24 protein-coding genes are annotated in these 25,579 nt (G+C 53.2%); 4 read left to right on the forward strand and 20 right to left on the reverse strand.

The window, feature by feature from the left end; all coding sequences use genetic code 11:
* Positions 1-49 precede the first annotated feature (49 nt).
* Complete coding sequence (xylF, locus tag ACR0JG_RS13635) at positions 50-1,069, reverse strand: D-xylose ABC transporter substrate-binding protein (RefSeq protein WP_170512769.1); 1,020 nt, start codon at positions 1,067-1,069, stop codon at positions 50-52.
* A 151-nt stretch (positions 1,070-1,220) separates the two neighbouring features.
* On the opposite strand from xylF, the gene ACR0JG_RS13640 reads away from it, so the two are divergent.
* Together ACR0JG_RS13640 and ACR0JG_RS13645 are read left to right on the forward strand one after the other, a co-directional pair.
* Positions 1,221-2,438 (forward strand): ROK family transcriptional regulator, encoded by a 1,218-nt coding sequence (locus ACR0JG_RS13640; RefSeq protein ID WP_170612510.1) that lies wholly within the window; start codon positions 1,221-1,223, stop codon positions 2,436-2,438.
* Positions 2,428-3,936, forward strand: a complete 1,509-nt coding sequence (locus ACR0JG_RS13645) for a CRTAC1 family protein (protein WP_480570421.1) — start codon at positions 2,428-2,430, stop codon at positions 3,934-3,936. Before ACR0JG_RS13640 ends, ACR0JG_RS13645 begins: the two co-directional genes overlap by 11 nt.
* On the opposite strand, the gene ACR0JG_RS13650 is transcribed toward ACR0JG_RS13645, so the two are convergent.
* From ACR0JG_RS13650 to ACR0JG_RS13710, 13 genes are all read right to left on the reverse strand, one after another.
* A complete protein-coding gene (locus tag ACR0JG_RS13650; RefSeq protein ID WP_480570424.1) occupies positions 3,937-5,235 on the reverse strand; it encodes a cytochrome-c peroxidase in 1,299 nt (432 codons plus the stop codon).
* Positions 5,225-6,172 (reverse strand): aldose epimerase family protein, encoded by a 948-nt coding sequence (locus tag ACR0JG_RS13655; RefSeq protein ID WP_480570427.1) that lies wholly within the window; start codon positions 6,170-6,172, stop codon positions 5,225-5,227. Before ACR0JG_RS13655 ends, ACR0JG_RS13650 begins: the two co-directional genes overlap by 11 nt.
* An 8-nt stretch (positions 6,173-6,180) precedes the next feature.
* Positions 6,181-7,638 carry a xylulokinase gene (xylB, locus tag ACR0JG_RS13660; protein ID WP_480570430.1) on the reverse strand — a complete coding sequence of 486 codons (1,458 nt, stop codon included), beginning with the start codon at positions 7,636-7,638 and terminating at the stop codon, positions 6,181-6,183.
* Positions 7,639-7,714: 76 nt separating this feature from the next.
* A complete protein-coding gene (locus ACR0JG_RS13665) occupies positions 7,715-8,869 on the reverse strand; it encodes a Gfo/Idh/MocA family protein (protein ID WP_170635298.1) in 1,155 nt (384 codons plus the stop codon).
* Positions 8,869-9,924: a sugar phosphate isomerase/epimerase family protein gene (locus ACR0JG_RS13670; RefSeq protein WP_480570434.1), complete on the reverse strand. Its 1,056-nt coding sequence runs from the start codon at positions 9,922-9,924 to the stop codon at positions 8,869-8,871. The genes ACR0JG_RS13665 and ACR0JG_RS13670 overlap by 1 nt, the downstream gene beginning before the upstream one ends.
* 28 nt (positions 9,925-9,952) lie before the next feature.
* On the reverse strand, positions 9,953-10,981 hold the full coding sequence (locus ACR0JG_RS13675) for a LacI family DNA-binding transcriptional regulator (protein WP_480570437.1): 1,029 nt from the start codon (positions 10,979-10,981) through the stop codon (positions 9,953-9,955).
* 37 nt (positions 10,982-11,018) lie between these two features.
* The gene (locus tag ACR0JG_RS13680; RefSeq protein WP_480570440.1) at positions 11,019-12,641 is read right to left on the reverse strand and encodes a dihydroxyacetone kinase subunit DhaK; all 1,623 of its coding nucleotides are present in this window, start codon (positions 12,639-12,641) and stop codon (positions 11,019-11,021) included.
* An 11-nt stretch (positions 12,642-12,652) separates the two neighbouring features.
* Positions 12,653-13,645: an ABC transporter ATP-binding protein gene (locus ACR0JG_RS13685; protein WP_170511811.1), complete on the reverse strand. Its 993-nt coding sequence runs from the start codon at positions 13,643-13,645 to the stop codon at positions 12,653-12,655.
* Positions 13,638-14,735 carry an ABC transporter ATP-binding protein gene (locus ACR0JG_RS13690; protein ID WP_170511808.1) on the reverse strand — a complete coding sequence of 366 codons (1,098 nt, stop codon included), beginning with the start codon at positions 14,733-14,735 and terminating at the stop codon, positions 13,638-13,640. The genes ACR0JG_RS13685 and ACR0JG_RS13690 overlap by 8 nt, the downstream gene beginning before the upstream one ends.
* Positions 14,736-14,737: 2 nt before the next feature.
* Positions 14,738-14,926 (reverse strand): hypothetical protein, encoded by a 189-nt coding sequence (locus tag ACR0JG_RS13695; RefSeq protein WP_170399676.1) that lies wholly within the window; start codon positions 14,924-14,926, stop codon positions 14,738-14,740.
* Positions 14,923-15,861 (reverse strand): carbohydrate ABC transporter permease, encoded by a 939-nt coding sequence (locus tag ACR0JG_RS13700; protein WP_010442361.1) that lies wholly within the window; start codon positions 15,859-15,861, stop codon positions 14,923-14,925. The genes ACR0JG_RS13695 and ACR0JG_RS13700 overlap by 4 nt, the downstream gene beginning before the upstream one ends.
* Positions 15,858-16,805 (reverse strand): carbohydrate ABC transporter permease, encoded by a 948-nt coding sequence (locus ACR0JG_RS13705; protein WP_480570443.1) that lies wholly within the window; start codon positions 16,803-16,805, stop codon positions 15,858-15,860. The genes ACR0JG_RS13700 and ACR0JG_RS13705 overlap by 4 nt, the downstream gene beginning before the upstream one ends.
* Before the next feature lie 79 nt (positions 16,806-16,884).
* Positions 16,885-18,204, reverse strand: a complete 1,320-nt coding sequence (locus tag ACR0JG_RS13710; RefSeq protein WP_480570446.1) for an ABC transporter substrate-binding protein — start codon at positions 18,202-18,204, stop codon at positions 16,885-16,887.
* A gap of 402 nt (positions 18,205-18,606) precedes the next feature.
* On the opposite strand from ACR0JG_RS13710, the gene ACR0JG_RS13715 reads away from it, so the two are divergent.
* On the forward strand, positions 18,607-19,386 hold the full coding sequence (locus ACR0JG_RS13715; RefSeq protein WP_170403467.1) for an MOSC domain-containing protein: 780 nt from the start codon (positions 18,607-18,609) through the stop codon (positions 19,384-19,386).
* Positions 19,387-19,490: 104 nt separating this feature from the next.
* On the opposite strand, the gene ACR0JG_RS13720 is transcribed toward ACR0JG_RS13715, so the two are convergent.
* The 3 genes from ACR0JG_RS13720 to ACR0JG_RS13730 all read right to left on the reverse strand — a co-directional run bounded on the left by ACR0JG_RS13720 (position 19,491) and on the right by ACR0JG_RS13730 (position 22,315).
* The gene (locus ACR0JG_RS13720; RefSeq protein WP_480570449.1) at positions 19,491-20,135 is read right to left on the reverse strand and encodes an IS6 family transposase; all 645 of its coding nucleotides are present in this window, start codon (positions 20,133-20,135) and stop codon (positions 19,491-19,493) included.
* Positions 20,136-20,445: 310 nt separating this feature from the next.
* Positions 20,446-21,252, reverse strand: a complete 807-nt coding sequence (locus tag ACR0JG_RS13725; protein ID WP_480570451.1) for a phytanoyl-CoA dioxygenase family protein — start codon at positions 21,250-21,252, stop codon at positions 20,446-20,448.
* Positions 21,253-21,256: 4 nt separating this feature from the next.
* Positions 21,257-22,315: an L-idonate 5-dehydrogenase gene (locus ACR0JG_RS13730; RefSeq protein WP_170396195.1), complete on the reverse strand. Its 1,059-nt coding sequence runs from the start codon at positions 22,313-22,315 to the stop codon at positions 21,257-21,259.
* Positions 22,316-22,384: 69 nt separating this feature from the next.
* Here ACR0JG_RS13730 and ACR0JG_RS13735 point away from each other — a divergent pair, with 69 nt between their 5' ends.
* Positions 22,385-23,152 (forward strand): SDR family oxidoreductase, encoded by a 768-nt coding sequence (locus ACR0JG_RS13735; protein ID WP_480570454.1) that lies wholly within the window; start codon positions 22,385-22,387, stop codon positions 23,150-23,152.
* Between the two features lie 47 nt (positions 23,153-23,199).
* Here the strand turns inward: ACR0JG_RS13735 and ACR0JG_RS13740 are convergent, their stop codons facing one another.
* From ACR0JG_RS13740 to ACR0JG_RS13750, 3 genes are read right to left on the reverse strand one after another with little or no spacing between them, the layout of a single operon-like run.
* Positions 23,200-23,790: a LysE family transporter gene (locus ACR0JG_RS13740; RefSeq protein ID WP_170403474.1), complete on the reverse strand. Its 591-nt coding sequence runs from the start codon at positions 23,788-23,790 to the stop codon at positions 23,200-23,202.
* A gap of 16 nt (positions 23,791-23,806) precedes the next feature.
* On the reverse strand, positions 23,807-24,730 hold the full coding sequence (locus tag ACR0JG_RS13745) for a 2-hydroxyacid dehydrogenase (protein WP_480570457.1): 924 nt from the start codon (positions 24,728-24,730) through the stop codon (positions 23,807-23,809).
* The gene (locus ACR0JG_RS13750) at positions 24,723-25,571 is read right to left on the reverse strand and encodes a fumarylacetoacetate hydrolase family protein (RefSeq protein WP_480570460.1); all 849 of its coding nucleotides are present in this window, start codon (positions 25,569-25,571) and stop codon (positions 24,723-24,725) included. Before ACR0JG_RS13750 ends, ACR0JG_RS13745 begins: the two co-directional genes overlap by 8 nt.
* Positions 25,572-25,579: the final 8 nt, after the last annotated feature.

Genomic DNA, 25,579 nt, shown 5'->3' on the forward strand with positions numbered 1-25,579 from the left:
ATTCAGCATTTGCCCCAGGCCCGGACTAAAGGGCCCAGGGCTGAGTGGTTTAGTTACAAGGGGCAGGTCCGTTTTCAACGCCTTGGCAAAGATCTTCCAGCGGGATCCATCCGGCATCAACAACCACAGACAAGTTGTCCTTAGTGATTGGAACAGGCGCTAGGAAAACCGAGTTCATCTCGGTCCCACCCGGTGATGTCCAGCTCACTGCGCCTTCGACATCAGCAGGGCTTGTCCCACCGCTCAATGCGACAGCAATTTCACCAGCCGCCTTTCCAAGTTCGCGAGCATCCTTCCAAACCGAAACCGTCTGCGTTCCCAGTGCGACACGATTCAATGCCGCGTGGTCGCCGTCCTGACCGGAAACAGGAATGCCTTCCATGCCCTGTGCGGTCAGCGCAGCAACAACACCACCTGCAGTACCGTCATTCGACGCAACGACTGCATCCACGTTGTTCTCGTTCGCGGTCAGGATTTGTTCCATGTTCCGCTGCGCGTTTGCGGGCAGCCAGCCATCCGTGTAAGCCTCACCAACGATTACGATGTCACCGCTGTCGACGGCTGCTCCGATGATCTCTTGCTGACCACCGCGCAGGAAATCTGCGTTCGGATCAGTAGGAGAGCCTTTGATCATCACGTAGTTGCCTTTGGGCATGGCCTCAAAGACAGCCCGAGCCTGCATTCTGCCGACTTCCACGTTGTCGAAGGTCAGATAAAATGCTCGGTCGTCCTCGATCAGACGGTCATAGGCAATCACAGGAATACCTTCGTCCGCCGCGGCCTGAACCGCGGGACCAATGGCCTGCGCGTCCTGCGCTAGGATGATAAGCGCGTCCACGCCTTGCGCAATCAGGCTTTCGATATCCGAAAGCTGTTTGGCCGAGGATGATTGCGCATCGGCCGAGATATACTCGGCACCGCCGGCTTCTAGCGCCGATTTGATCGCGGCTTCGTCTGTCTTCCAGCGCTCTTCCTGAAAGTTGGACCAGCTTACGCCGACTACCGGCTCTGCGAACGCAGTCGAGGCCAGCAGCGTGGCCACAGCTGAGAAGCTGAGAATTTTTTTCATGATTTCCTCCCATATGCAGAGCCATCTCAACTCGATTCGCGGCTCTCACAATTTTAAATAACACATTTATTTCAGTCGGTAAAATATTTAGTCTATAAGACACATCAAAATTCAAATAGATTGAACCAAAAGTAAGATTCGCGAGGGCAAGATGCTGAAAAGCAAAGCGTCTGTAGTTTCTTTGGACCAACGAAACGCGACCCGCCTGCGGGTGTTGGAACAGATCAGAAGCAATGGATCCGTATCGCGGATTGATATCGCATCCGCCTTGGAGACCAGTCCTGCCACGATCACTTCAGCGACGGCTGATCTGATCTCGGCAGGGCTGATTAAGGAAACCGAAGGCGAAGCTCAGTCAAAGTCTGGAAAAAGAGGGCGGCCCAGAGTTTTGCTGCAATTGGATGGCCAATCCATCCTTGTTGCGGGCCTGAAGATTGCTCGTCAGGTGATCTCTGTCATTTTGGTGGATTTTGAAGGCAACGAGGTGACGTCGCACAACGTCCCGCTTGAAGACGCCCGAATGTCGCCGACGAACCTTATATCGACTATTCGCGAAGCCCTTGAAGATACGTGCCAACGGGTCGGTCTTTCAATCGGACACTTGGCTGGCGTTTCAATCGGATTGGCCGGGCAGATTGATGCGGCAAAGAACTTTGTCCACTGGTCATCCTCGGTAACTGAAAGAAACATTGACTTCAGCCCTTTACTTGCGAAAGAACTCCCCTGCCCTGCATTCGTGGAAAACGACGCGAACCTTGTCGCAAAGGCTGAACAGCTTTCTGGGCTAGGCAACGGGTTGAAGAATTTCCTTGTCGTCACGATTGAACATGGTGTTGGGCTTGGCATCGTTCTGGACGGCCGACTTTATCGCGGGGAAAGAGGGTGCGGGGCCGAATTTGGGCATACTAAGGTGCAACTCGATGGCGCATTATGCCAATGTGGACAACGGGGGTGTCTGGAAGCCTATGTGGGGGACTACGCCCTGATCCGGGAAATGACTGTCACAGGTCACGCCGATAATATGCAAACGGTCTCGGATATCCACGCTCGCGCCAATTCCGGTGATGATAGAGCCGCCTCGGTTCTAGCGCGTGCAGGACAGATGTTCGGGCTTGGAGTATCCAATCTGATTAATCTTTTCGATCCCCAGTGCATTATTGTATCGGGCGCGCAAATGAGTTTTGAACACCTTTGCTCAGCCGAGGTTATGACGCGCATTCGAAATGGTGTTGTGAATGTCGACGCACCCTTGCCTGAAATCAAAGTGCATCACTGGGGTGATCTGATGTGGGCCAAAGGTGCGGCCGCCTATGGGATCGAACAAGTTTCGATCCTGAAGGTGAAGGAGCTTGCGGCGAATGCGTCCTGAACTTGCGGCATTACTCTTTCTTGCCACGGCTGCCGAAGCGGGCACTCAACCGCAATTCAAAGTAATAGATGTACCTGCACATATCTACGACGGCGGTTGGGAGCATTTTGTGGGTGGTGGCGTAGCAGTTTTCGACTGTGACGGCGACACGTTTCCCGAATTGTTCGTCGCGGGCGGATCCAATCGATCTCAGCTGTTCAAAAACACCTCTCAGGGCGAGATTTCTTTTCGGATTGAAACGCCGGATCCACTGTTCTTGACGGGAGTAACCGGTGCTTACCCATTAGACATTAACGGCGACGGCTTGACTGACCTGGCCATTTTGCGCGTTGGTGAAGATGTGCTGCTTCAAGGGCAGTCGGATTGTCAGTTCCGTCCCTTCGATAACATCGAGTTCCAATCCGAAGATCACTGGACCACAGGGTTTTCAGCCACTTGGGAAGAAGGCCAGTCTATGCCGACTCTGGCGTTTGGAACTTACGTGGATCGCTTCGATCCAGAAGGTCCGTTTGAATCCTGCGGGCCAACCCTGCTCTATCGCCCGAACGGGAACAGTTATGGCCAACCCCAGCATCTGAAACCGGGATATTGCTCGCTTTCCACTTTGTTTTCAGACTGGGCGCGAACCGGACGTGCTGACCTCCGTATCAGCAACGACCGCCACTATTATGTTCGTGGTGGGCAAGAGCAACTATGGGCCATGGAGCCAGAGCCCCGATTGTATTCGCCCGAAGACGGATGGCTGCCCTATTCGATCTGGGGCATGGGAATAGCCTCTCGCGATCTGACCGGAGACGGCTTTCCTGAGGTTTACTTGACTTCGATGGGTGACCAAAAACTCCAAATTTTTGACCCCGATACCGGCGGCCCGACGTGGCGCGATGCAACTTATGAAAAAGGCACGACTGCCCACAGGCCGCATGTCGGCAACGACGGAAGGCCGTCGACCGGTTGGCACGCGCAGTTTGGAGACGTCAACAATGACGGCAGAGACGACATCTTCGTCGCCAAAGGCAATGTCGAGCAAATGCCCGATGCAGCACAGAACGACCCGAACAACCTTTTGGTTCAGGATTCGGAAGGTCAGTTTATCGAAGCTTCGGCAGAGGCTGGTGTTGCGTCGATAGCGAAGTCTCGCGGCGCAGCGCTTGCGGATCTGAACAACGATGGGCGGCTCGATCTGGTGGTCGTAAACCGTGGATCAAAACTTGAGGTCAACCAGAATATATCAGCAGGTGGCAATTGGCTGTTGGTAGAAGTTACTCAGGACAAATTCAATTGGGCAGCGGTAGGCGGATTTGTCGAGGTTCGAACCAGGCGGGGATTACAGACCCGCGAAATAACCATTGGCGGCGGACATTTAGGAGGCACGGCTGGCTATCATCATTTCGGCTTGGGGGCTGAAACTCAAGTACAGTTACGGGTAATATGGCCGGACGGAGAAGTCGGTGCGTGGCAGGAGGTCGTGCCGAACCAGATCGTTGAAATGCATAGGTGACTATTGATCTACCGGCAGACCGCTTGGAACATAGGCAGGAACGCCCAACCTCTGCGCAGGGTCTTCAAGGCTTGCCAGAAAGCTCAATAACGCGTCGACCTCATTATCTGTTAGAACAACCTTCGGTAACCTATTGCTTTTGGCTATGGCATCTAGATGTTGCTGATCCAGCAGCGGAGTTTCGTCTTCAGAACCCGGAAAATCTGGCAAATAAGCCATTTTAATAGTGTAGCTTCGCAAAGAAGAAACCGAGTCCAGATGGTGGCGTACGATATCCTCAAGCCGTGCAAATGCTCCATTGTGCCCGTAAGGAGCGGTTAGCGTCACATTGCGGAGCGATGGCGTACGAAAGGCAAACGCGTCCTCGGGGTTACCCGTGACGCGAAGACGACCATCATCTCTGACATGGTTCTCAAATCGAGCGGCCTTTCCGGGCCCGATTTGCGGAAGGGCGATCGAATGAAACTTGTGATCTGTTTGGAACCATCCCACGTGGCATGCGCTACACCCCGCCTCTCCATAAAACAGGTTCATGCCAAGTTCGGCGTCTTCGGATAGTGTGCCCTCGCCTCGCATCGCGCGATCAAAAGGACTGTTATCTGCGCGCCATTCGAACGCGATGAATTCTGCGATCACATTTGCTATGGCCGTAAAAGATATCTCACCACCCGGCGTAATGGCTTCAAACCGCTGCTTGTATTCTGGGATAGCGGCAACACGTGCTGCAATCAGATCCCACGCGCCGCCTTGCTGTGTCAAAAGCCCGAGTCGAACTGCCTTGCTGACGTCATTTTCCGAGTAATGACCAGCCATTTCGTCTGGTGAAAGAACCGGGAACATCGCCTGCGCCGCTAATGCCGATTGAAAACCGGACCGCATATGTGTCCCCAAAGGTGTTCTAATCCCGTTGGGTTGTGATGGATCGGCCTCAAGGCGCCCATCATGAAAAAACGTCGTAAACTCTGTCGCACCAAGATTCCAAAGCGCTGGTGAATTACGGGGGATGCGTTGCTCCGGCGTATTCTGGGGATCCAGCCTGCGTTCAGCAGCCAGGCCAATCCCGCCTTCCCCGATTCCTAACGAAAGGCCGTCCGAAGTGCCAAACCTCGGGTGATGGCATGTCGCGCAACTGATGTTCTTGTTGCCGGACAAAATCGGGTCGTAGAATAGCAACTGTCCTAGTTCAACGCGGTCGAAATCAGGTTCTAGGAAAGTTGGAGGTGGCCCAAGCTCCTGAGCATTGGCGCCATTGCCGGAAATCAAAAAGCCAATGGTGGAAATGACTAACCTAGCTCTCATTGCCATCTTCCGAAATCTCGAGCGTGAGCACCTGCCTGTACGGTTTCTCGTAGGTGCATATGATCGAAGGAAACGAGGGTATGTTAGGCGCATTCGGATATCCGGAGGGTTCGATGCACAAACCAGCCGAACCGCTTAGCGGCTTCGCCAATTGGGCACCCGAATAGACCTGTACTCCGGGTTGGTCAGAATAAGCAGTCAGAGAAAGACCAGACGGTGCGGTGAACTTCGCGACCGGACCAGTTGGATCGCGATTCAGGTCAAAGCAGAAATAGTGGTCGATGGCCTTTGGAACATGCCCGATCGATCTGGGCGCAGAGAAATCAAGTTCGCAGTTCTTGGTCGAACACATCGCACCGGACGGAACTCCTTGTTCGTCTAGTTCCAAGTAGCGGACAGAGGCCAGTTCCAGCTTGTGTGCGTCGACACCTTTTGAGCTGCCCAACGAATAATAGTTATGCTGCGTTAGGCTGATCGGCGTAGGACGGTCAGGATAACCTTTTAATATATAGGTCAACCGTGGGTACCGCAGCGTGACGCTGACCTCGAACCGGACATTCGCAGGAAAACCGCTTTCCCCGTCGTGTGAAAGGTAGTGCAATACCACTTCGTTCGGTGCGGTCTGTCTAAGGCTCCAGAATTGTTTGGAAAGCCCCTCAGCCCCGCCATGCAGAGTATTTTTACCCTCATTGGCGCTAAGCCCAAAACGTGTGCCTGCCAACTCGAACCGCGCGCCGCCGATCCGGTTCGCAACACGACCTACAACTGCGCCCACATAACTTGTATCGAGTAAGTACTTGATTGGATCATCAAACCCCAAAATAAGCGGTATATCCTTGAACCACCAACTTTGAGTGATTGCCCCGTAGTTCAGTACCGATGCCCGCATATCGCCATCGGTCAGCATAACCTTCTCGATCCGAGAAGAATATTCCATTGCAGGCGTCATCCTGCCGCCAAGGGCGCCAGCGCCATGTAATACTGTCGATATCGCCCATATTCCTTTTCATAGTGTTCGGCCAGATCGTTACGTGGATCGATAACTTCCTGAATTTTGGGCGGTGTCATGATGTCCCCAAGGTTTGCGTTGTTGGCCGCGCAGATAGCGAGGCGCGCTGCGCCCATCGCCGCTCCGAAATCACTGCCTTTTGGCAAGCCCAACGGCACTTGCAATACGGTCGCCATTGTTTCCAACCAGAACCTGGATCGTGCACCTCCTCCAACAGCCATCAAGTTGGTCGGTACGGTTCCTGTGCTTTTTAAGGCTTCAAGACAGTCCCGCATCGCAAAGGCGACGCCTTCCATCACAGATTGTGTCAGTTCAGCGGGGCCCGACGCGACATCTATGCCTAAGAAAGCTGCTCGGATACGGCTATTGTTATGCGGCGTTCGCTCGCCTGAAAGGTACGGTAGGAACGCAATCGAGGAGGGTCCGGTTATACTGTCGGGTACCATCGACGCCAGTTTTTCCACAGATTGACTTAGATTGCGAGACAACCAATTCATACTGTTTGTTGCCGAGAGTATGACCCCCATTTGTATCCACATTTCGGGAACAGCGTGGCAAAAGCAATGTACTGCAGTTTCAGGTGCCGGAGCATATGCTTCCCGAGCAACAAGAAGAACTCCGGACGTTCCCAAAGATACAAAACCCGCGCCGTCCCGAATGCTCCCGATGCCACACGCGGCGGCCGCATTGTCACCTGCGCCACCTGCCACAACGACAGGATTGGAAAGCCCCCACGCCCGCCGCAGCTCAGTTTTCAACTCGCCAGCCGGTTCGTTCCCTTCGACAAGACGCGGCATCTGCGAGGCATGCATGTGACCCAAACCCAAAGCCGTTTCCGACCACTGACGATTGTCTACGTCCAACCATGACGTGCCGGCACTGTCTGACATGTCCGATATGTACTCACCCGTCAGCCAAAACCGCAGATAGTCTTTAGGCAATAGAACCTTGGCTGTTTTTGAGAACACCTCGGGCTCGTGCGATCGCACCCATTCCAGTTTCGGGGCCGTGAAGCCAGGAAAAACGATGTTTCCTGATATGGTGCGCATCTGTGGAATCTGGTCGAGTGTACTTGCCTCGTCCGCCGAGCGTGTATCATTCCATAGAATGCAGGGCCTAAGAACCCTTCCACTGGTATCCAATAAAGTGGCACCATGCATGTGTCCGCTCAGACCAATGCCGCGAAGTTTTGCGAATGCCGGTTCGTTGTCCGCACGGAGATTCGCGACAACTTCTAAGCAAGCGCTAATCCAATCTGACGGATTCTGCTCGGACCAGCCGGGTTTTGGCGTCGATGTAGAAATGCCAGCTTCTGCGTCGCTGACGACGAGACCGGATTCATCGATCAGAATGCCTCTGAGTCCCGACGTTCCCAAATCCAATCCAAGATACATTCGGCGCCATCCTTTGAGTTTTATTTTAGTTGATAAAATTAATCATGGAAGACGCAGTGTCAAGGCGACTGTCGCGCTACTCCAACTTTACCCAAGCCGCATTTCTTTCAGAGCTTTGTACGCAAGCTGCAACGAACCTGACACCATTCAATCCATCCTGAACAGTGGGATAGATCACCGATGGATCAGCTGAATTACCACTTCGAAACGCTGTTATGGCGTCCGCAGCTTCACAATAGACATTTGCAAAACCTTCCAGATACCCTTCCGGATGGCCCGGAGGCACCCTGCTCAGACGGTTGGCGGCGTCCCCGGCTCCGGCCCCATTTCGGGTGATCAGTCGTTTCGGCTCACCATAGGGCGTAAACCAAAGATAGTTTGGATCTTCCTGCGCCCACTCGATCCCACCTTTTTCACCATAGACACGCAATCGCAGTGCGTTTTCGTTGCCGGGGGCAACTTGGGACGACCACAGCATCCCGCGCGCGCCACCGTCGAACCGCAGCAGGACATGTGCGTTATCGTCGACCCTGCGCCCCGGAACAAAGGCCTGCAAGTCAGCCGCAAGGCTTTCCGCCTTCAAGCCTGTCACAAAGCAGGCGATATTGTAGGCGTGGGTTCCGATGTCACCCGTCGATCCCCCTGCTCCGGAACGCTCAGGATCGGTTCGCCATTCGGCTTGCTTAAAGTCTTGCTGCTCGGTCAACCAGTCCTGCGGATATTCAACCTGAACCACGCGGATATTGCCAATCTCTCCGTTGGCGACCATCTCACGCGCCTGCCTGACCATTGGATAACCGGTGTAGTTATGGGTTAGAATGAACAGCGCGCCTGAACTCTCTGCCGCCTTCACGAGCTTCTTGGCATCCGCAAGGGTCGAAGTGAGGGGCTTGTCGCAAATCACGTGAATACCGCGCTTCAAGAACTCTCGCGCTGCGGCGTAATGAACGTGATTAGGCGTGACGATCGAGACTGCTTCGATCCCCGATTTCAAACGCGCTTCTCTGATCGCCATCTGCTTAAAGTCGTCATAGACCCGTTCGAGCCCTAACGCTTCTCCGCTTTCTCGAGATTTTTCTGGCGTTGAAGACAAGGCACCTGCGACCAACTCGAACTTGTCATCCAAGCGCGCCGCAATTCGATGCACACCGCCTATGAAAGCATCAGTGCCGCCGCCAACCATGCCAAGGCGAATGCGGCCTGATTTCACTTCACTGCGTCCAGTTACCATTAGTCTATCCCCAGCATTTTTCGATTGGCCGCCATATCGGTGCCGCCATCCGCAAAGTCGTCGAATGCTTTCTCTGTGACACGGATAATGTGGTCAGAAACGAATTGCGCGCCTTCGCGCGCTCCGTCTTCTGGGTGTTTCAAGCAGCACTCCCACTCGACCACGGCCCAGCCGTCAAAATCGTTTGCAGCCATTTTCGAAAAAACGGCCCCAAAGTCGACCTGACCATCACCAAGCGAGCGGAAACGCCCTGCCCGGTTAACCCAGCTTTGATAACCAGAATAGACGCCCTGCCGACCGGTCGGGTTGAACTCGGCGTCTTTGACATGGAACATCCGGATTCGGTCTTTGTAGATGTCGATATTATCCAGGTAGTCGAGACACTGCAGAACGTAATGCGACGGGTCGTATAGCATACAAGCCCGAGCATGATTGCCCGCCCGTTCGAGGAACATCTCATAGGTCACGCCATCATGCAGATCCTCGCCTGGATGGATTTCATAACAAACATCGACTCCACAATCTTCTGCGTGATCCAGGATCGGGACCCAACGGCTGGCAAGCTCATCAAATGCTGTTTCGATAAGGCCAGCAGGACGTTGCGGCCAAGGGTAAACATAAGGCCATGCGAGCGCGCCAGAGAATGTCGCGTGCGCTGATATCCCTAAATTTTTGGAAGCTGACAGCGCCTTCTTAACCTGATCAACGGCCCACTCCTGCCGGGCTTTTGGGTTTCCCCTGACGCTTTCGGCGGCGAAGCCGTCGAATGCTGCGTCGTATGTGGGATGCACGGCAACAAGTTGGCCCTGAAGATGCGTGGACAACTCCGTCACTTCGACGCCGTTCTCTTTGGCCTTGCCCTTGAATTCATCGCAGTAATCCGTGCTTGAGGCAGCGGTTTCAAGATCAAACAACCGGCCGTCCCAACTGGGCACCTGAACGCCTCTGTACCCACAATCCGCCGCCCATTTGGTAATGGTGTCCCACGAGTTGAAAGGCGCTTCATCTCCGGCGAACTGTGCCAGAAACAACGCCGGGCCTTTGATCGTTTCCATAATGTCTCCTCCCCAAAAACCGATGCCTCTATGGCGGTAAATTTTCCTTCAGATAGATATCGATGCGAATACGTTCTTGTGCCTTGTTGAACGGAACCTTGTCTGATGTTGCGCGCAACAGACGGACCGCGGATCGGACCAAGTGACCTGAATCCTGCGAGATTAACGCATCAAATGTTCCACGGCTTAGTGCGTCACGGCTGAGCGGCGTGAGTTCATGGGCTATGATCACCAGATCTTTGCTGATTTTGCTGTCGGACAGAAACTGGATCAAACCGGCGTTGCCAGCAGCGGAAGAATAGATACCGACAAGATCTGGATAGGTCTCAAAAATCTCGGGCATCATCTTGTAAATCAGCTCAGGGTCATCGCGACCTTCGACCGACGCCACAACTTCGAGATGCGGAAAATCTTCGGCAATCACCAGATCGAAACCCTGCCGTCGTTCCAAATGATCCCGTGCCAAGCGCGAGCCTGTCAAGACCAACAACTTTCCCTTGCGATGCACAAAGCGCCCCATCAACTGTGCCGCAGTCCGACCAGCCGACACGTTGTCAACTCCGACGAAGTGGTCGCGCTCCGAGCTGGGGAGGTCGGACACCAACGCGACGACTGGAACGCCTTTGTCCCGGACCCGTTTCACTGCATCACGTACCGACGGTGTTTCCGGACCGAAGACAGCGACGCCATCGACTTCCCGAATGTCCAAGGCGTCTAGGATTTCGACAATTTCCTGGGGATCAAATGGAGCGACACGTTGGATTTTCATACGAGTCCGCTCGATGAACTGATCGCGCGACTGTTCTACGATTTGCTTGCTAAGCGCTTCGACAAACTCGTTGTCGCTATCGGGCAGCACAAACAAGAAGTTATAGACACGCTTTCTCGCAAGGTTGGCTGCAGCGGTGTCGCGGACATAGCCAAGCTCATTAATTGCCTGTTGAACCTTTTGTACAGTCACTGCACGAACGCCCGGCCGTCTGTTCAGGACACGATCAACGGTTGCCAGACTGACACCCGCAACACGCGCAATGTCATTCACAGTTGGTTTGTTCACCAATTCTAGTTTGTGTTTTTGCTCTTTCACGTGTCGTTCAGCCTTTAATCTCCTGCGCCAACCCCTCGAACAGCAAGGCGACGGCTTCAGCGCCAGGGTCGTTGTTTCCCATCAGGTTTTCCTCGGGAACATAAGCGGCCCGACCGGCCTTGGCACGGTGAATATTTGCAGTGCTGTCCGCGCCTTCGCGCGCTGCATGTGCAGCTTGGACCAATCCCAAAGGCAGAGCGTCCAAAGCGGGTGCCAACGCGTCGATCATTGTCCTGTCGCCGACCTTCGCGCCCCCAACCTGGCTGACGCGGTTCAAACCTTCCACCAAAGACTTCGGGATCGATGCGCCACTGGCGCAGGCGTCTCCTGCTGCATTGAAAAAGATGGCAAGAATGACCCCTGAAGAACCACCCATTGTTTGGCTGAGTTCGTTGCCCAAAGCCGGAAAAAGTTGCGTCAGATCCGCAAGTGGCATTCGGTCCAGACTACCCTGCAGAGCCCTGGCCGCAGTTGCCAATGTGCTGCCGGTATCTCCATCGCCGGACTTGGCATCTAACTCATTCAGGTCCTTCTCAGCATTTATCATCAATTCGGACAATCGCGTGATCGTTTCCTTCGTCGCAGGATTGTTGGATGGAATAGGATCAATCGGTGTCAAGCCATCAGGCAAAGGCGCGACTTGAATTGGATCAATAGAATTGACGCCTGGCCATGCCACGAGAGCTACCGGAGCTTCAAGCGCCGACAGTTCGCCTTCGCTCACGGGCAAGACAGAAACAGAGAATCCGTGCATGTCCAGAGATGTCATCATTGGCGAAGGACCGATAATGTGACGCGCCATCCCTGTTTCGGATAACGCGTGCGTCAACACGGACATTTCCAGTGGGGTTGTAGACCCGAGGTTGTTAACCAACGCAACACATTCCCCCGAGCTAATCCGTTGTTTTAACTTTCCTACGACGGTGGACATAGCCGTGACCGCGTTGGCAAAATCCACCTGCTCAACACCCGGTTCGCCATGGATTCCCAAGCCCAACTCGGCTTTGCCCGGTGCAATCCTGTCCTCTTTCGGAGATCCCGGAACGGTACAGGTATCGAGGCTCATCCCGATACTGACCACTTTACCGATGACGCTTTTTGCAGCCTTGGTCACTGTGTCCAGGTCAGCGCCATCTTCCGCAAGCGCGCCTGCAATTTTGTGTACGAACAAGGTCCCGGCCACACCACGCGGCTGCGGCAGATCCGGCAAGGCGATGTCATCATCGACTACCACCATCTCAACCTTGCGCCCCAAGGCGCGGGCGCGTTCTGCCGCAAGCCCAAAGTTCAACCGATCACCAGTGTAATTTTTCACAATTAGCAAACACCCCGCCTCACCGGTCACGGCCAGAATGCCCGCAAGAACCGCCTCAACTGAAGGCGATGCAAACACCTCTCCACACACAGCCGCAGTCAGCATGCCAGCCCCGACAAACCCAGCATGAGCAGGTTCGTGACCAGACCCGCCACCAGACACCAATGCCACCTTGGATTTGTCCCAATCAGAGCGGTAAACCACCTTGATATGCGGGTAGCCGTCCAATCGGGTCAATGCGCCGCCAGAAGCGGCCAAAAGACCGTCAATCGCCTCTGTTACAAGGGTTTCTTTGGTGTTGAGGAACTGGGCCATGCTTTTGCTCCTTAAGTCACGCGTGCGCCAGAGGCGTCAAAATACAATGGGTTGTGCGGGCTTATTTTTATCGTTTGCCCAGCGGGGTAATCCTGATGAACATCGATCAAGGTCACGACCGAGTGGCCGTTCAAATCTAGATGCAATCGCGTTTGGTCACCCAGATGTTCGGCCCGGATGACACGAGCATCACTGCCCTCGCCTTCCACGATATGCTCGGGACGTAAGCCAATCTGAGGGCCTTTATGGTTCCCGCCAAACAAGTGAGATGGCAGAATATTGATCCGCGGCAATCCCAAACGGCTGGCGACATAGACGCTGCGCGGGTTTTCATAGATGTCCCGAGGCGTACCGTACTGAACCAATCTGCCCTCTTCCAGCACGCCGATATGCGTTGCCATGGTCATCGCTTCAACCTGGTCGTGGGTCACGTACAGAAGCGTGGACCCCAAATCCGCCTGAATTCTCTTCAACTCAACTCGCAAGTCCGCACGCAGCTTGGCATCTAACGAACTGAGCGGCTCGTCCATCAAAAAAATCTGTGGATCGCGCACCAGCGCTCGCCCAATCGACACCCGTTGCATTTCGCCGCCGGACAGTTCGGTAGCTTTGTTGTCCAGCTTATGCGGGATTTGAAGTATCTCTGCGACTTCATTCACTTTCTTTGTGATTTCGTCTTCTGGTGTCTTTAGGATCGGAGATCGTAGCGGAAAAGACAGGTTTTCGCGCACCGTCATATGCGGGTAAAGTGAGTACTGCTGGAAAACCATCGCAACATCACGTTGAGCGGGCGTTTCAAACCCCACATCCCGACCAGCTATGTGAATTGAGCCGGAATCGAGTTTTTCAAGCCCGGAAATCAACCTTAGTGTAGTCGTCTTTCCGGCGCCAGTCGGGCCCAGCAGCACGACAAAAGCGCCGTCGGGGATCGTAACCGAGATATCATCGACTGCCTTCAGGCTGCCGAAGGACTTTGAGATGCTTTCCAGAACGACTTCAGCCATGACCCAATACCTCATCGTTCAGAACCGACCTGAGAGCTTTGCCCGTGGACTCTTTGAACAGCGTGATGGTCGGAGACCTAAACTCCAGACCCACAGTTTCGCCGGGATTTACCGTCTCGCGCGCATCAATACGGGCTTTCAGCTCTCCATTCGGACTCTGTAGCGTTACGATTTGAGTTGTCCCAAGGTATTCTGCCGCCAGAACTTTGGCCCTATAGTCGCTTGTGTCGGACAGAAACACGTGCTCGGGACGAACACCAAACACCAGATCTCCCTCGGCCCCTTCCATCAGTTTGGGAACAGCCTCATCGTGTCCGTTCAACCGGACCAACTCAGAGCCGGGTGCGACCTTGCCCCGAAACGGCAAAAAATTCATTGACGGAGACCCAATGAAGTCTGCGACGAACATTGTCGAGGGCTTGTCGTAGATTTCCTGAGGCGTGCCAAATTGCTCTATTTCGGCGTTGTTCATCACGACGATCTTGTCGCCCATCTGCATGGCTTCCAGCTGATCGTGCGTGACATACACCGTGGTCGCACCCATGCGATCATGAAGTGCACGCAGTTCCTCAGCCATATGCTCGCGAAACTCAGCATCCAATGCGCCTAGAGGCTCGTCCATCATGAATGCTTTGGGTTCACGCACAATCGCGCGTCCAAGCGCGACGCGCTGTCTGTCCCCACCAGAAAGCCCGCCGACAGGGTTGTCCAGAATGTCTGTTATCCCCAGAATTTCGGAAACTTCTTCCACTTTGGCTTTAACAGCCGAGCGCGGCATCCCCTGCGATATCAACGGATAGCTGATATTTTTGCGCACGTTCATGTGGGGATACAGCGCAAACATCTGGAACACGAATGCAATGTCTCGCTCTGATGGGGGTCGCTGGCTGATTTCTTCGCCGTCGAGATAGATCTCACCCGATGTTGGAAGCTCCAAGCCTGCGATCATCCTCAGCGTCGTTGTTTTGCCACAGCCCGATGGACCAAGCAGCATGAAGAATTCACCATCTTCAATCGTGAACGAGCTTTCCCGCACAGCGGTGAAATCGCCGAACATCTTCTTTACGTTTTTGACAACGATCTGGGCCATTTCTACTCCGGAAAATGGCTGACGATGATGAACATGACAGTTCCGATCAGCGTAACGATGAAGGAATAAGTGAACGCCCAAAGGACGAACGGTTGCATCAGCATAAATACGCCGACCGCGATGAGGATGGTCGCGACCATCTCCCATGGGCCTCGGCGAAAACGCATTAATCCTGATAGAAACTCGCTCATTTGCGCACCGCTCCGAATGTGATCCCGCGCAGCAGGTGTTTGCGCATCAGGATGGTGAAAATCATGACCGGAATCAGGAATATCGTGGCACCAGCCGCAACTGCAGGCCAATCCAGCCCACCGATCCCGATGATGGTGGGAATAAAGGGCGGCGCGGTCTGCGCATTCGCGGATGTCAGCAACACGGCAAACGCATACTCGTTCCATGCAAAGATAAGGCAGAAGATCGCTGTCGAAGCGATACCCGTCGCAGCCTGCGGCAGTACAACTTTGTAAAACGCCTGAAACCGGGTGTAGCCGTCTATTAGTGCCGCTTCCTCGTACTCTCGCGGGATTTCGTCGATGAACCCTTTCAGCAGCCAAACAGCCAACGAGATGTTCACACCCGTATAGAGAAGGATCATCCCCAAATGCGTGTCGCTTAGACCGAGGTTTCTGAACATCAGGAAGATTGGGATCGCAACGGCAACCGGGGGCATCATTCTCGTACTGAGGATGAAGAACAGAAGGTCATCCTTGAGCGGCACCTTGAAACGGCTGAATGCATAAGCAGCCAAGGTGCCAAGGAAGATGCTTAGGAACGTCGATCCAAACCCGATGATCACCGAATTCATAAAACGCTCGCCAAACTTGGATGGCCCGACAATCACCATGTCGTATTGGCGGACGATCTCATCGGCCCAGTTCTGTGGCGGGTTTGCTTCCAGGAACTCCTGCGTCTGCCGTGTGCGAGTGGTGAAGAGATTAACATAGCCTTCAAGCGTTGGGTCAAAGACAACCTTGGGCGGATAGCTGATCGCGTCGGCTGGAGACTTGAAGCCAGTTAGCAAAATCCAAACCAGCGGGATCATCGTGATCAGCGCATAGGTGATAACCAGAAACCCGGCGATCCACTTTGAACGGTTCGAAGGTTCGGTGACGGAAAAACTGCTCATCTCTGTTTCACCTTGTTCAGAGCTTTGACGTAGATCGACGCAAGGCCGAACACGGTGACGAAAAGGATAATCGCATAGGCCGAGGCATAGCCCGTGCGCCATTTCTCAAAGGCTTCGCGTTTCAGGTTGATCGAAGTGAGTTCCGTAACAGACCCCGGCCCACCGCCGGTTAGCTGTACCACCAGGTCGAACATCTTGAAGTTCTCGATCCCTCTAAACAGCACCGCCAACATGAGGAATGGCAGGACCATCGGGATGGTAATCGTAAAGAACTGGCGCAGCTTGCTGGCCCTGTCGATCTCAGCTGCCTCGTAGATGTAATCGGGAATACTGCGCAGCCCGGCCAGACAGATAAGCATCACGAAGGGGGTCCACATCCAGGTGTCGACAATCACGATTGCCCACGGAGCCAACGTCACGGATCCCAGCATTTCAAAGCTCGACGGGTCCTTGCCGGTAAACCAGGACACGATGTAGTTAAACAGTCCGATTTGAGGTTGATACAGGAACTTCCAGAAGTTCCCGACAACCGCCGGGGACAGCATCATTGGCAGCACGATAATCGTGGTCCAAAGATCGTTGCCCTTGAATTTCTTGTTGATCAACCACGCCAGAGTAAATCCGATCAGCACCTGAAAAAAGATCGTCCAGAACAGGAAATGCGCCGTCGCCTGCATGTTCAGCCAGGTGTCCGAGTCCGTCAGGATACGCTCGTAATTCCTGAGCCCGACATCTTTGACTTCACGGCCGATCCGGTTGGCCTTGTAGTTGGTAAAGCTCAGTTGGATGGTCCAGATCAAAGGGAAGATATTGATCGCCAGCAGTAGAAATATCGTTGGGGAGATGAATACCCAGGCGATCGCGCGGTCGGATAACCCCCGAATTTTTCGCGCAACTCGCTCGGGCGTTGCCTGCGCAACGCGATCTACGGTCCTGTCAGACATCTCTTTGCCAGTTCTTGTTGGTTTAGGACTCACGGGTGAAGGTAGAGCGGGTTTGCACCCGCTCCTGCCTGTGTCCGGACTAAAGCTTGCCTTCGTCTTCGAAGACTTCCGTCCAATCTTCGATCAGAAGATCAAGCGCTTCTTGAGCTGTGCCTTGGTCGGCAACCACGTAGTCGTGGATGCGCTTCTGCATTGCCAGCAGCAGTTCCGCGTAGGCAGGCTCTTGCCAGAAATCCTGCACCCCGGCCATTGCTTCCAGGAAGTCACCGGCGAACGGTTGGCTGTCTACGAAACCAGGATCTTCCAGCACCGAATTATGTGCTGAGTAGCCGCCTAGTTCCCACCATTTGGCCTGAACTTCTGGCTGCGCGAACCACTTAATGTACTCAAGCGCGGCGTCCTGTTTGTCAGAGTAGCTGACAACAGAGATACCTTGTCCGCCCAGTGTCGAGCCTGCCTGATTTTGTGGTGGGTTCACGAAGAAGTCGATCTTGTCACCACCGGTATTGGGATCGGCATAGAGACCTGGGAAGAACGCGAACCAGTTCATAGCCATGGCGACTTGACCGGACTTAAAGGCGTCCAAGCTCTCTCCCATGTAGGAGTTTGTGTATCCTGGGGGTGTCGCTGTTTTGTAGAATTCTTTGTAAAACTCTAGCGCTTCGACTGCTTCGGGCGAGTTTACGGCACCCTCCATATCGTAGGATCCTGGTGTGTTTTCATATTTGAAGCCCCACGGATAGAGCGCTCCGGTCACACCCATGGTGATCCCTTCCGACCCACGCTCAGTAAAGATCGCCGCACCGTAGACCGTCTTTCCATCGATCTCACGACCCTGGAAAAACTGCGCGATTTGCAGCAATTCTTTCTGAGACTGAGGTTCACGCAAATCTTGCCCTGTTGCTTCCTTGTACGCATCTTGGATGTCCGGATTCTCGAACCAGTCCTTGCGATAGAACCAGCCGTTTGCATCCCCCATTGCGGGCAATGCGTAGTAGTTCGGAGTACCTTTGGGCCATGTCGAATAGGCGTAAACCGTTGCCGGCGCGAAATCGTCCATGCTGATGCTCTCGGCATCGAAGAAATCATTCAGTTTTACATAATGGCCGTTTTCAGCGCCCCCGCCGATCCACTGACTATCTCCGATCAACAGGTCACAGAGCTTACCCCCAGAGTTCAGCTCATTCAGCATCCGGTCCGCAAAATTTGGCCACGGCACAAACTCGAAGTTCATAGTATGGCCGGACTCAGCTTCGAATTCTTTTGAAAGCTCAACTAGAGCGTTGGCCGGGTCCCATGCTGCCCAACACAGTGTCAGGTCTTCGGCATATGCCCTTGTAGAAAGAGTAGTAGCGGCAAGGACTATTGCGCTGGCCGAGGCCAGTTTTGAGTAAGTCATCCATTCCTCCCTTTTTTTGCGCCGTCATTCGAGGATGTGCGAATCGCGGCATGTCTATAAGGCTATTTGAGGTACGCACCTCAAGTCCAGAAAATTTTGAGGTTCGTACCTCAAAATCACCGCCAACACATCAACGTATCCCAGTAATAATATGCTTTTACTATATTTTTCTTCCTCTCGATCACTCAGGACCATCAAGCGCAAAGGAAGAAGGAATTCGAAATCAAACGCGCCAATTCTTCAAATCAAGGCACCGACGGTATTGCATTGCCAACCCGAGTCTATCCATGATTGTGCCGAAGCCCAATTCTTGCCGTTCGACCAAGATTCCAATGTAGGATCGCTAGGAGGGCGCTTGCTAGCCCCACCACCCGGATATCTCGACAAGCCAGGACCCCAATTATGAGTAAACTCACCATTGTCCGGATGAACCGCTACCCGATCAAAGGTTTGAGCCCGGAACCACTAAGCACCATAAACCTGCGAGCGGGTGAAGGCATTCCTGGTGACCGCCTATTCGGCTTTGCCCGCTACAACTCCGGTTTCGACCCTCGAGATCCAAAACCATTGAGAAAAGACCGCTTTGTTGTGCTTTTGAACGAAGCAAGACTGGCTGGACTGCAAACCAAATTCGACGCTCAAACTCAATTGCTGGAAATTAAGCACGGAAGGAAAACTCTCCACTTCGATATGAGTGAGCCAAACGGGCAATTGGACGCGGCGAGTTTCCTCAATACCACACTCGACTTAAGAGACCCCGAACCGCCAGTGTTTGTCTCTTCCCATCCGCATCGATTCACAGACGTTTCGGTCGTGTCGCCAAAAATGATGAACGCAATTTCCGTTCTCAACCTAGCGTCTGTTGATGCACTTAGTAGAGAGCTCAATGTGGAAATACACCCGGCAAGGTTTCGTGCAAATATTGAATTGGACGGACCACCTCCATTTTCCGAGTTAGACTCTGTCGGCTCAACCTTGGCCTTTGGCGATGTGAAGCTAAAGATAATTTCGCGAACAAAAAGATGTGCCGCTACCGAAGTTAACCCTCAAACAGCCGAACGAGACCTGAAAATCCCGTTCCTTATTCGAAAACACTTGGGCCACATGGATATGGGCGTGTACGCAGAGGTGCAGGAGAAGGGAACCCTAAACGTGGGCCAACATGGAAAGATAACGCAGTAGAACAAATATGAACCAATCTCAGCTAGGCTCTGGACCCATTGATTTGGATGCAGGTGCTGTCAGACGAATTTTAACCAGTCTCAATTTGACGCAAAATCGTGAACCTATCCGGAACAAAGTTGACGCCACTCGTCAAGAGCGGCGGTTCGCGTCAGCTTGAAGGAGTCTCGGCTGGTGAGGGATCTTTCCTGGTTAAAGTGGTTGTATACGGAGGAATGGTCGGAAGCGAAATTCTGTAAACTTCGAATGCGCCTTAAACCCTGCATCGCGCGCTCGCATTGTTGATACGGCAGGTGCGAGTTCTCGACCCGGTTGTTGAGCCATCTACCCGTCGGTTGTTTTTCGAGCGTGCCCAGCTCTCTGACCGCGACTCTGTATCCGGCGAAGCGATCCGTGACGACGGCTTCCGCTTGGCCGTGTCGATTCATCAATTTCTTTAGAAATTTCAATGCTGCAGCTTTGCTTCGACGTTTGGTGACAACGGCTTCCAGCACTTCGCCCTCATGATCTACGGCCCGCCAGAGGTAATGTTTCTTGCCAATCACCTTCACGAAAACCTCGTCCACCTGCCACCTCCAATTCGAGAATTCACGCAGTTGTTGCACCCGCTTTTGTCTGATCTCAGAGGCGAAGATCGGACCGAACCTGTTCCACCCATATCGGACAGTTTCGTGGCTCACGTCGATGCCTCGCTCGTGCAGCAGATCTTCGACATTCCGAAGCGAGAGCGGGAATCGGATGTATAGCATCACCGCAAGGCGGATGATCTCTGGGCTGGTTTTGAAGTACTTGAAGAGGCAGGTCTGGTCATGCGCAAAAGCTACGCAACACCCCTACCCCGCTTAAGCAAACTTCTTCTGACAAGACCAAACAGAATGCCTTATGAGCTAGCGATGAATAGTCTAATTTCGAGCTTGCCGTAGACTACCTCTTCAGCTTTTTACCCGATGGAAGAAAAGCTGAGCGACGATGATAACACTTGTAAGTCCACCAGTTTTCGCGCTTCAGGTCGGCTTTTGGGTCGAAATAAAATTGGTTCTGAGCTTGCGAAGGGAACCATTACACTCCGGCGAAGAGTATTTGTTTCTTGCGGTCTGCATCCCTTTGACACAAAACGAAATCGTGCTCATGCAAAAAGCCCTGAGGGGAGGACGCAAGTAAAAAATGCCCAAAATCATCTCGCCCTGCGACTAGCGCAACCAAAGTTTTCACGCCATTCTGCTGTTTCATTGAAGGCTTTATGAAACGCAACGCCGCACCAATGCGTCTATCGTCTGTGTTATTGGGCCCGGATGCGTGAAAGAGATGCCCGTGATGCATGGATGCCTGCCCCGCACGCAATTCGGCAGCAACTGCATCTTTTTCGTTCACATCGACTGCGATTTCCTGCCCACGTGATAACAGATTGTTTTCGCTGAAAGTGTCCACGTGAGGCACGATACGGCTTTTGTGGCTGCCAGGAACAAACTTCATACACCCGCTTTGCTCAGACGCTTCTGAAATCGCAACCCAACAGGTAACCTCTTCAGCATCATCCAATCCCCAATAGGTCAAGTCTTGGTGCCACGAGACTATCTTCGATGATCGCGCTTCTTTTACGAAAAGTGCACCGCTCCAAACCATGAGGTCCGGCCCTAACACCGTTGAAGCAGCCTCAATCAGCTTCGGATGGCGAAGTAGTGCATCGAATGATGGTATCAGCCTGTCCGGATAAGAATATAGAAGCTTGAGTTTATCTGGGTCGTCTCTGAGAATGCGCTCGGCTTTCTCAAAATCATTGCGCAGCGCTTGGACCTCAGAAGCTGTCAGGATATCCAGCGGAGCTACGAAACCGTCTCTTTCATAAGTCTTTGCAATATCACTCATTCGTCTATCCATCGTCATTTTCTGGAAACGTTAACTGCACCTTCATTGATTGGGTTCGATCAGACGCGACCTCGAAAGCAGTGATGGCCTCGCCTACCTCGAAGGAATGCGTCACCAACTGGTCGACGTTTATTAGTCCGCTTCGCATCATCTCGACCGCGACTGAGAACTCGGAATGGAAACGGAAAGACCCGCGAAGCACTATCTCTTTTGCAGTCAACGCCTGCATCGGCACAGTCATATCTCCGCCCAGACCAAGCTGAACCAATGTTCCACCCGGTCGCAAGCATGCGACGCCAGAAGCCAGAGCCGATTGAGCCCCGGAACACTCCAGTTGTACATCAACCTGACCCTTGTCGTTTTCAAACTGCTCCAGTTTTTGCGGATCGGTGTAGGTGTTGATGACATCGTCTGCCCCGCATTCACGCGCCAGAGCGAGGGTCTGGTCCGAGATATCCGTCGCCACTATTCTGGCCGCCCCAGAACGACGCGCCGCCAAGATCGTGAGGCAGCCGATTGGACCGCATCCCGTGATAAGTACCGTTTTACCTAAGAGGCTCCCGGCTTGTTTAATCGCGTGCAAACAGACCGCCAAAGGTTCGGCCATAGCGGCCTGCGCAGGACTTAACCCATCTGCTGGAACGCATTGACTGGCTTTCGCTACGAGTTTGCTTTGAAAAGCGCCTTGGATATGCGGGAACGGCATCGCGCTGCCATAGAACTTCATATCAAGACAGTGGTTTTGCTGCCCGTTCAGACAATAAATGCAGGCTTGGCAAGGTCGGGATGGAGAAACTGCAACCAGTTGACCTAAATACAACCCCTGCACACTTGACCCAACTCTCACTATTTCCCCGGCGATTTCGTGTCCAAGCACCATCGGTTGACGCAACTTGATCGCGCCAAAACCACCGTGGTTATAATAATGCAGGTCAGAGCCGCAAATCCCTCCCGCGCGCATGGCAATCAAGACTTCGTCTGGCCCCACGTCGTGCACATCCCGGTTTTCCAACCTCAGATCTTTTGCGGCATGGATAACAACAGCAACACTGGCCGAAGACATTGCACGGACTCCCTATACAGATTGCCAAAAGATACGGATAGTCGGTGCTGACAACCAAGGGATTTTTGCATGACGCTTGAAATGTTTAGCCTAGAGGGAACACGCGCGCTCGTAACAGGCTCTAGCCAAGGCATTGGATTTGCGTTGGCTCGTGGTTTGGCTGCTGCCGGTGCGGAGGTCGTTTTGAACGGACGCGATGCCACTAAACTAGCGGCAGCAGCATCCGAGCTGAGCGAAACAGGTGCCTCGGTACGCGAACTTTCGTTCGATGCAACCGATCATGAAGGTGTCCGATCTGCTGTGGACGACTTTGAAGAAAAAGTCGGCCCAATAGACATCCTGATAAACAACGCCGGAATGCAACACAGGACGGAGTTACAGGATTTCCCCGCTGATGCCTTCGAGCGCCTGCTACAGACAAATGTAGCGTCCGTCTTTCACGTCGGTCAGGCTGTGGCACGGCACATGATTGAAAGAAAGTCTGGTAAGATCATTAACATTGCGTCGGTTCAATCCGCATTAGCAAGACCGGGTATTGCGCCTTACACGGCGACAAAAGGCGCCGTGACCAATCTTACAAAAGGAATGGCAACTGATTGGGCTAAGTATGGTCTAAACTGCAATGCCATTGCGCCTGGATATTTCGATACACCTTTGAACGCCGCCTTGGTTGCCGACCCAGAGTTTAGCTCATGGCTTGAGAAACGTACCCCGGCCGGTCGCTGGGGCAATGTAGAAGAACTTGTCGGCGCCGCCATTTTCCTTGCTTCCCCTGCATCCAGTTTCGTCAATGGTCATACTCTCTATGTCGATGGTGGAATAACGGCGTCACTTTGATCTGCAGCTTCCAATCGCCTGCTAAGTAAGACCGACTTAGATATCGTTCATAGCGCCGACCCCAAGGCAATCACCACAACCACCATTAATGAAGCGGCCATCGCAATATTGATCCTTTGATGCGATCTCTCGCTTAAATCAAGGCTACCCAGCTTTGCGCCAGCACCCAGCCAGATCATGTGCACTGGAACCCAAATCATATTGAATACTACGATTTTTATGACGACCTCCCAAACGGGCGCATCGGGCAAAAAGGCAAACCCTGAAAACAATGCAGTGCCGACCACGTAAGCCTTGGGATTGATGAACTGAAGTGTCAGACCGTTCGCAAAACCAAGCGGCGAAACCGCAGGAGAAAATCCGACCTTTGAGCCGGCGCTGGCAATACGCCAGGCGAGAAATACCAGATACCCGACAGAGGCGAATAGCAACAAAGTTCTAAGCACCGGTACAGCCAAAGCAACCGCAGCGACTCCAGAGACAACTAACATCATGTTGATGAAACCGCCCAGCATCAGACCAGCCACAAAGGCGAGTCCAGCTCGAAAACCAAATGCTGATCCAATACCCGCGGTTGTTAGAACACCCGGGCCCGGCGTAATCAGCAGAAAGAAAACCGCGACAGCAAACTCAAACACTTTTCAGATTGGCCTATTACAGATCTCTGCATTCCGGCACAGCTGTGATCACCGATCCGTCCTTATGGTGTTGCAGCAGATTGTCGACAGTCAGGTCACCCATTGCTGCACGCGTCTCAAAAGTCGCGCTACCAGCGTGAGGGAGCAGAACGACATTGGACAACTCGCGCAATGCTTTTGGAACGCGCGGTTCGTCCTCGAAGACATCAAGCCCTGCCCACCCGAGCTCACCATTTTGCAATGCAGTAATTAAGGCAGTTTCGTCGACAACCGAACCTCGACTAACGTTTATCAGAGTGCCGCCTGCCCCCAACGCGCGCAACACCTCAGCGTTGACCAGCCTATTGGTCGACGGGCCGCCAGGCGTGATGCATATGAGAACGTTCACATGCTCTGCCATTTCAACCAAATTGTCGAAATATCGGTACGGGACATCCTTTTGATTGCGGGTGTGATATGAGATTTCGGGTGCCCACGGCTCCAACTTATCAACAATCGCCTGACCAATGCGACCAAGACCAAGAATGCCTATTTTTTGATTGTCCGCTGATCGCGTCAAAGGGGCATTACCTTCAACTTCCCATCGCCCGGACCGGACGTAATCATCGTCACGTATGAGCTCTCGATAACATGACAGCAACAGCAGAACGGCGGTGGTTGCGACTTCTTTGTTCAACACATTGGGCGTGTGCGTCACAACAATCCCACGCTCAGCCGCAGCATTAGCGTCGACGGCGTCGTAGCCGACTCCATAGACGCTGATCATCTTCAGATTACTGAGTGAAATCATTAGGTCATGCGGAACGCCATCATGCCCGTTCGTTACGATATGCGTAATACTTTCCGCGTTGAAATCGTCCAATTGTTGAATATTGAACACTGAGGACAGGCGTTCTCGCATCCGTTCAGTGATCCCTCCGATTTGCAACAATTCAGTCATCTTGGCCGACCTTTTGCCGCTGAACACCAAGCCCATCGATACGAAGCTCCATGACGTCGCCCTTTTTCAGATAAACTGGTTCCGGTTTGATCCCCATTCCAACACCGGGCGGTGTTCCGGTTGAAATGACGTCACCGGGGTGCAGCGTAAAAAGTTGGCTTAGATGCTCAATGATCTCGGCAACGGAAAAGATCATCGTGGCAGTATTCCCGGTTTGCATGCGCTGACCGTTTACATCCAGCAACATACCAAGACTCTGAGGATCCGGCACCTCTTCCCGGGTCACTAGCCACGGGCCGGTAGGGCCAAATGTGTCGCAGGATTTTCCTTTGGTCCATTGACCGGTCAGTTGCGTTTGAAAATGCCTTTCCGACACGTCATTTACGATGCAATAGCCCGCAACATAATCGAGCGCGTCGGCCTTGGAAACGTATTTGGCCGTCTTACCAATGACGACCCCCAGTTCGCATTCCCAGTCGGTATGTGTAGACCCCCGCGGCATAACAACATCGTCATAGGCACCTATGACAGCCGAATTCGCCTTGAAAAAAAGTATCGGATGCTCGGGAATATCTGCGCCGGTTTCTGCAGCATGGTCCGAGTAGTTCAAACCGATGCAAAGAAATTTACCGATGTCACCGACACACGGCGCGATACGAGGGTCACCCTCTACAATTGGCAGGTTGTTCGGATCCAATGACCGCAGGTTATCAAGCGTTCCGTCATCCAACATATCCCCCGTGATATCATTGATATGAGCGGACAGATCCCGCAATTGACCCTCAGAGTCGACCAAGGCTGGCTTTTCCGAGCCCTTGGCTCCGTAACGAACAAGTTTCATTTCTGTTC

It is taken from the genome of Ruegeria sp. AD5 (assembly GCF_056542345.1).

What these genes read in the sequence shown, in the direction of transcription:
- xylF (WP_170512769.1), bottom strand. Translation starts at nt 1,069, where the DNA reads ATGAAAAAAATTCTCAGCTTCTCAGCTGTGGCCACGCTGCTGGCCTCG.
- ACR0JG_RS13640 (WP_170612510.1), top strand. Translation starts at nt 1,221, where the DNA reads ATGCTGAAAAGCAAAGCGTCTGTAGTTTCTTTGGACCAACGAAACGCG.
- ACR0JG_RS13645 (WP_480570421.1), top strand. Translation starts at nt 2,428, where the DNA reads ATGCGTCCTGAACTTGCGGCATTACTCTTTCTTGCCACGGCTGCCGAA.
- ACR0JG_RS13650 (WP_480570424.1), bottom strand. Translation starts at nt 5,235, where the DNA reads ATGAGAGCTAGGTTAGTCATTTCCACCATTGGCTTTTTGATTTCCGGC.
- ACR0JG_RS13655 (WP_480570427.1), bottom strand. Translation starts at nt 6,172, where the DNA reads ATGGAATATTCTTCTCGGATCGAGAAGGTTATGCTGACCGATGGCGAT.
- xylB (WP_480570430.1), bottom strand. Translation starts at nt 7,638, where the DNA reads ATGTATCTTGGATTGGATTTGGGAACGTCGGGACTCAGAGGCATTCTG.
- ACR0JG_RS13665 (WP_170635298.1), bottom strand. Translation starts at nt 8,869, where the DNA reads ATGGTAACTGGACGCAGTGAAGTGAAATCAGGCCGCATTCGCCTTGGC.
- ACR0JG_RS13670 (WP_480570434.1), bottom strand. Translation starts at nt 9,924, where the DNA reads ATGGAAACGATCAAAGGCCCGGCGTTGTTTCTGGCACAGTTCGCCGGA.
- ACR0JG_RS13680 (WP_480570440.1), bottom strand. Translation starts at nt 12,641, where the DNA reads ATGGCCCAGTTCCTCAACACCAAAGAAACCCTTGTAACAGAGGCGATT.
- ACR0JG_RS13685 (WP_170511811.1), bottom strand. Translation starts at nt 13,645, where the DNA reads ATGGCTGAAGTCGTTCTGGAAAGCATCTCAAAGTCCTTCGGCAGCCTG.
- ACR0JG_RS13690 (WP_170511808.1), bottom strand. Translation starts at nt 14,735, where the DNA reads ATGGCCCAGATCGTTGTCAAAAACGTAAAGAAGATGTTCGGCGATTTC.
- ACR0JG_RS13695 (WP_170399676.1), bottom strand. Translation starts at nt 14,926, where the DNA reads ATGAGCGAGTTTCTATCAGGATTAATGCGTTTTCGCCGAGGCCCATGG.
- ACR0JG_RS13700 (WP_010442361.1), bottom strand. Translation starts at nt 15,861, where the DNA reads ATGAGCAGTTTTTCCGTCACCGAACCTTCGAACCGTTCAAAGTGGATC.
- ACR0JG_RS13705 (WP_480570443.1), bottom strand. Translation starts at nt 16,805, where the DNA reads ATGTCTGACAGGACCGTAGATCGCGTTGCGCAGGCAACGCCCGAGCGA.
- ACR0JG_RS13710 (WP_480570446.1), bottom strand. Translation starts at nt 18,204, where the DNA reads ATGACTTACTCAAAACTGGCCTCGGCCAGCGCAATAGTCCTTGCCGCT.
- ACR0JG_RS13715 (WP_170403467.1), top strand. Translation starts at nt 18,607, where the DNA reads ATGAGTAAACTCACCATTGTCCGGATGAACCGCTACCCGATCAAAGGT.
- ACR0JG_RS13720 (WP_480570449.1), bottom strand. Translation starts at nt 20,135, where the DNA reads ATGCTATACATCCGATTCCCGCTCTCGCTTCGGAATGTCGAAGATCTG.
- ACR0JG_RS13725 (WP_480570451.1), bottom strand. Translation starts at nt 21,252, where the DNA reads ATGAGTGATATTGCAAAGACTTATGAAAGAGACGGTTTCGTAGCTCCG.
- ACR0JG_RS13730 (WP_170396195.1), bottom strand. Translation starts at nt 22,315, where the DNA reads ATGTCTTCGGCCAGTGTTGCTGTTGTTATCCATGCCGCAAAAGATCTG.
- ACR0JG_RS13735 (WP_480570454.1), top strand. Translation starts at nt 22,385, where the DNA reads ATGACGCTTGAAATGTTTAGCCTAGAGGGAACACGCGCGCTCGTAACA.
- ACR0JG_RS13745 (WP_480570457.1), bottom strand. Translation starts at nt 24,730, where the DNA reads ATGACTGAATTGTTGCAAATCGGAGGGATCACTGAACGGATGCGAGAA.
- ACR0JG_RS13750 (WP_480570460.1), bottom strand. Translation starts at nt 25,571, where the DNA reads ATGAAACTTGTTCGTTACGGAGCCAAGGGCTCGGAAAAGCCAGCCTTG.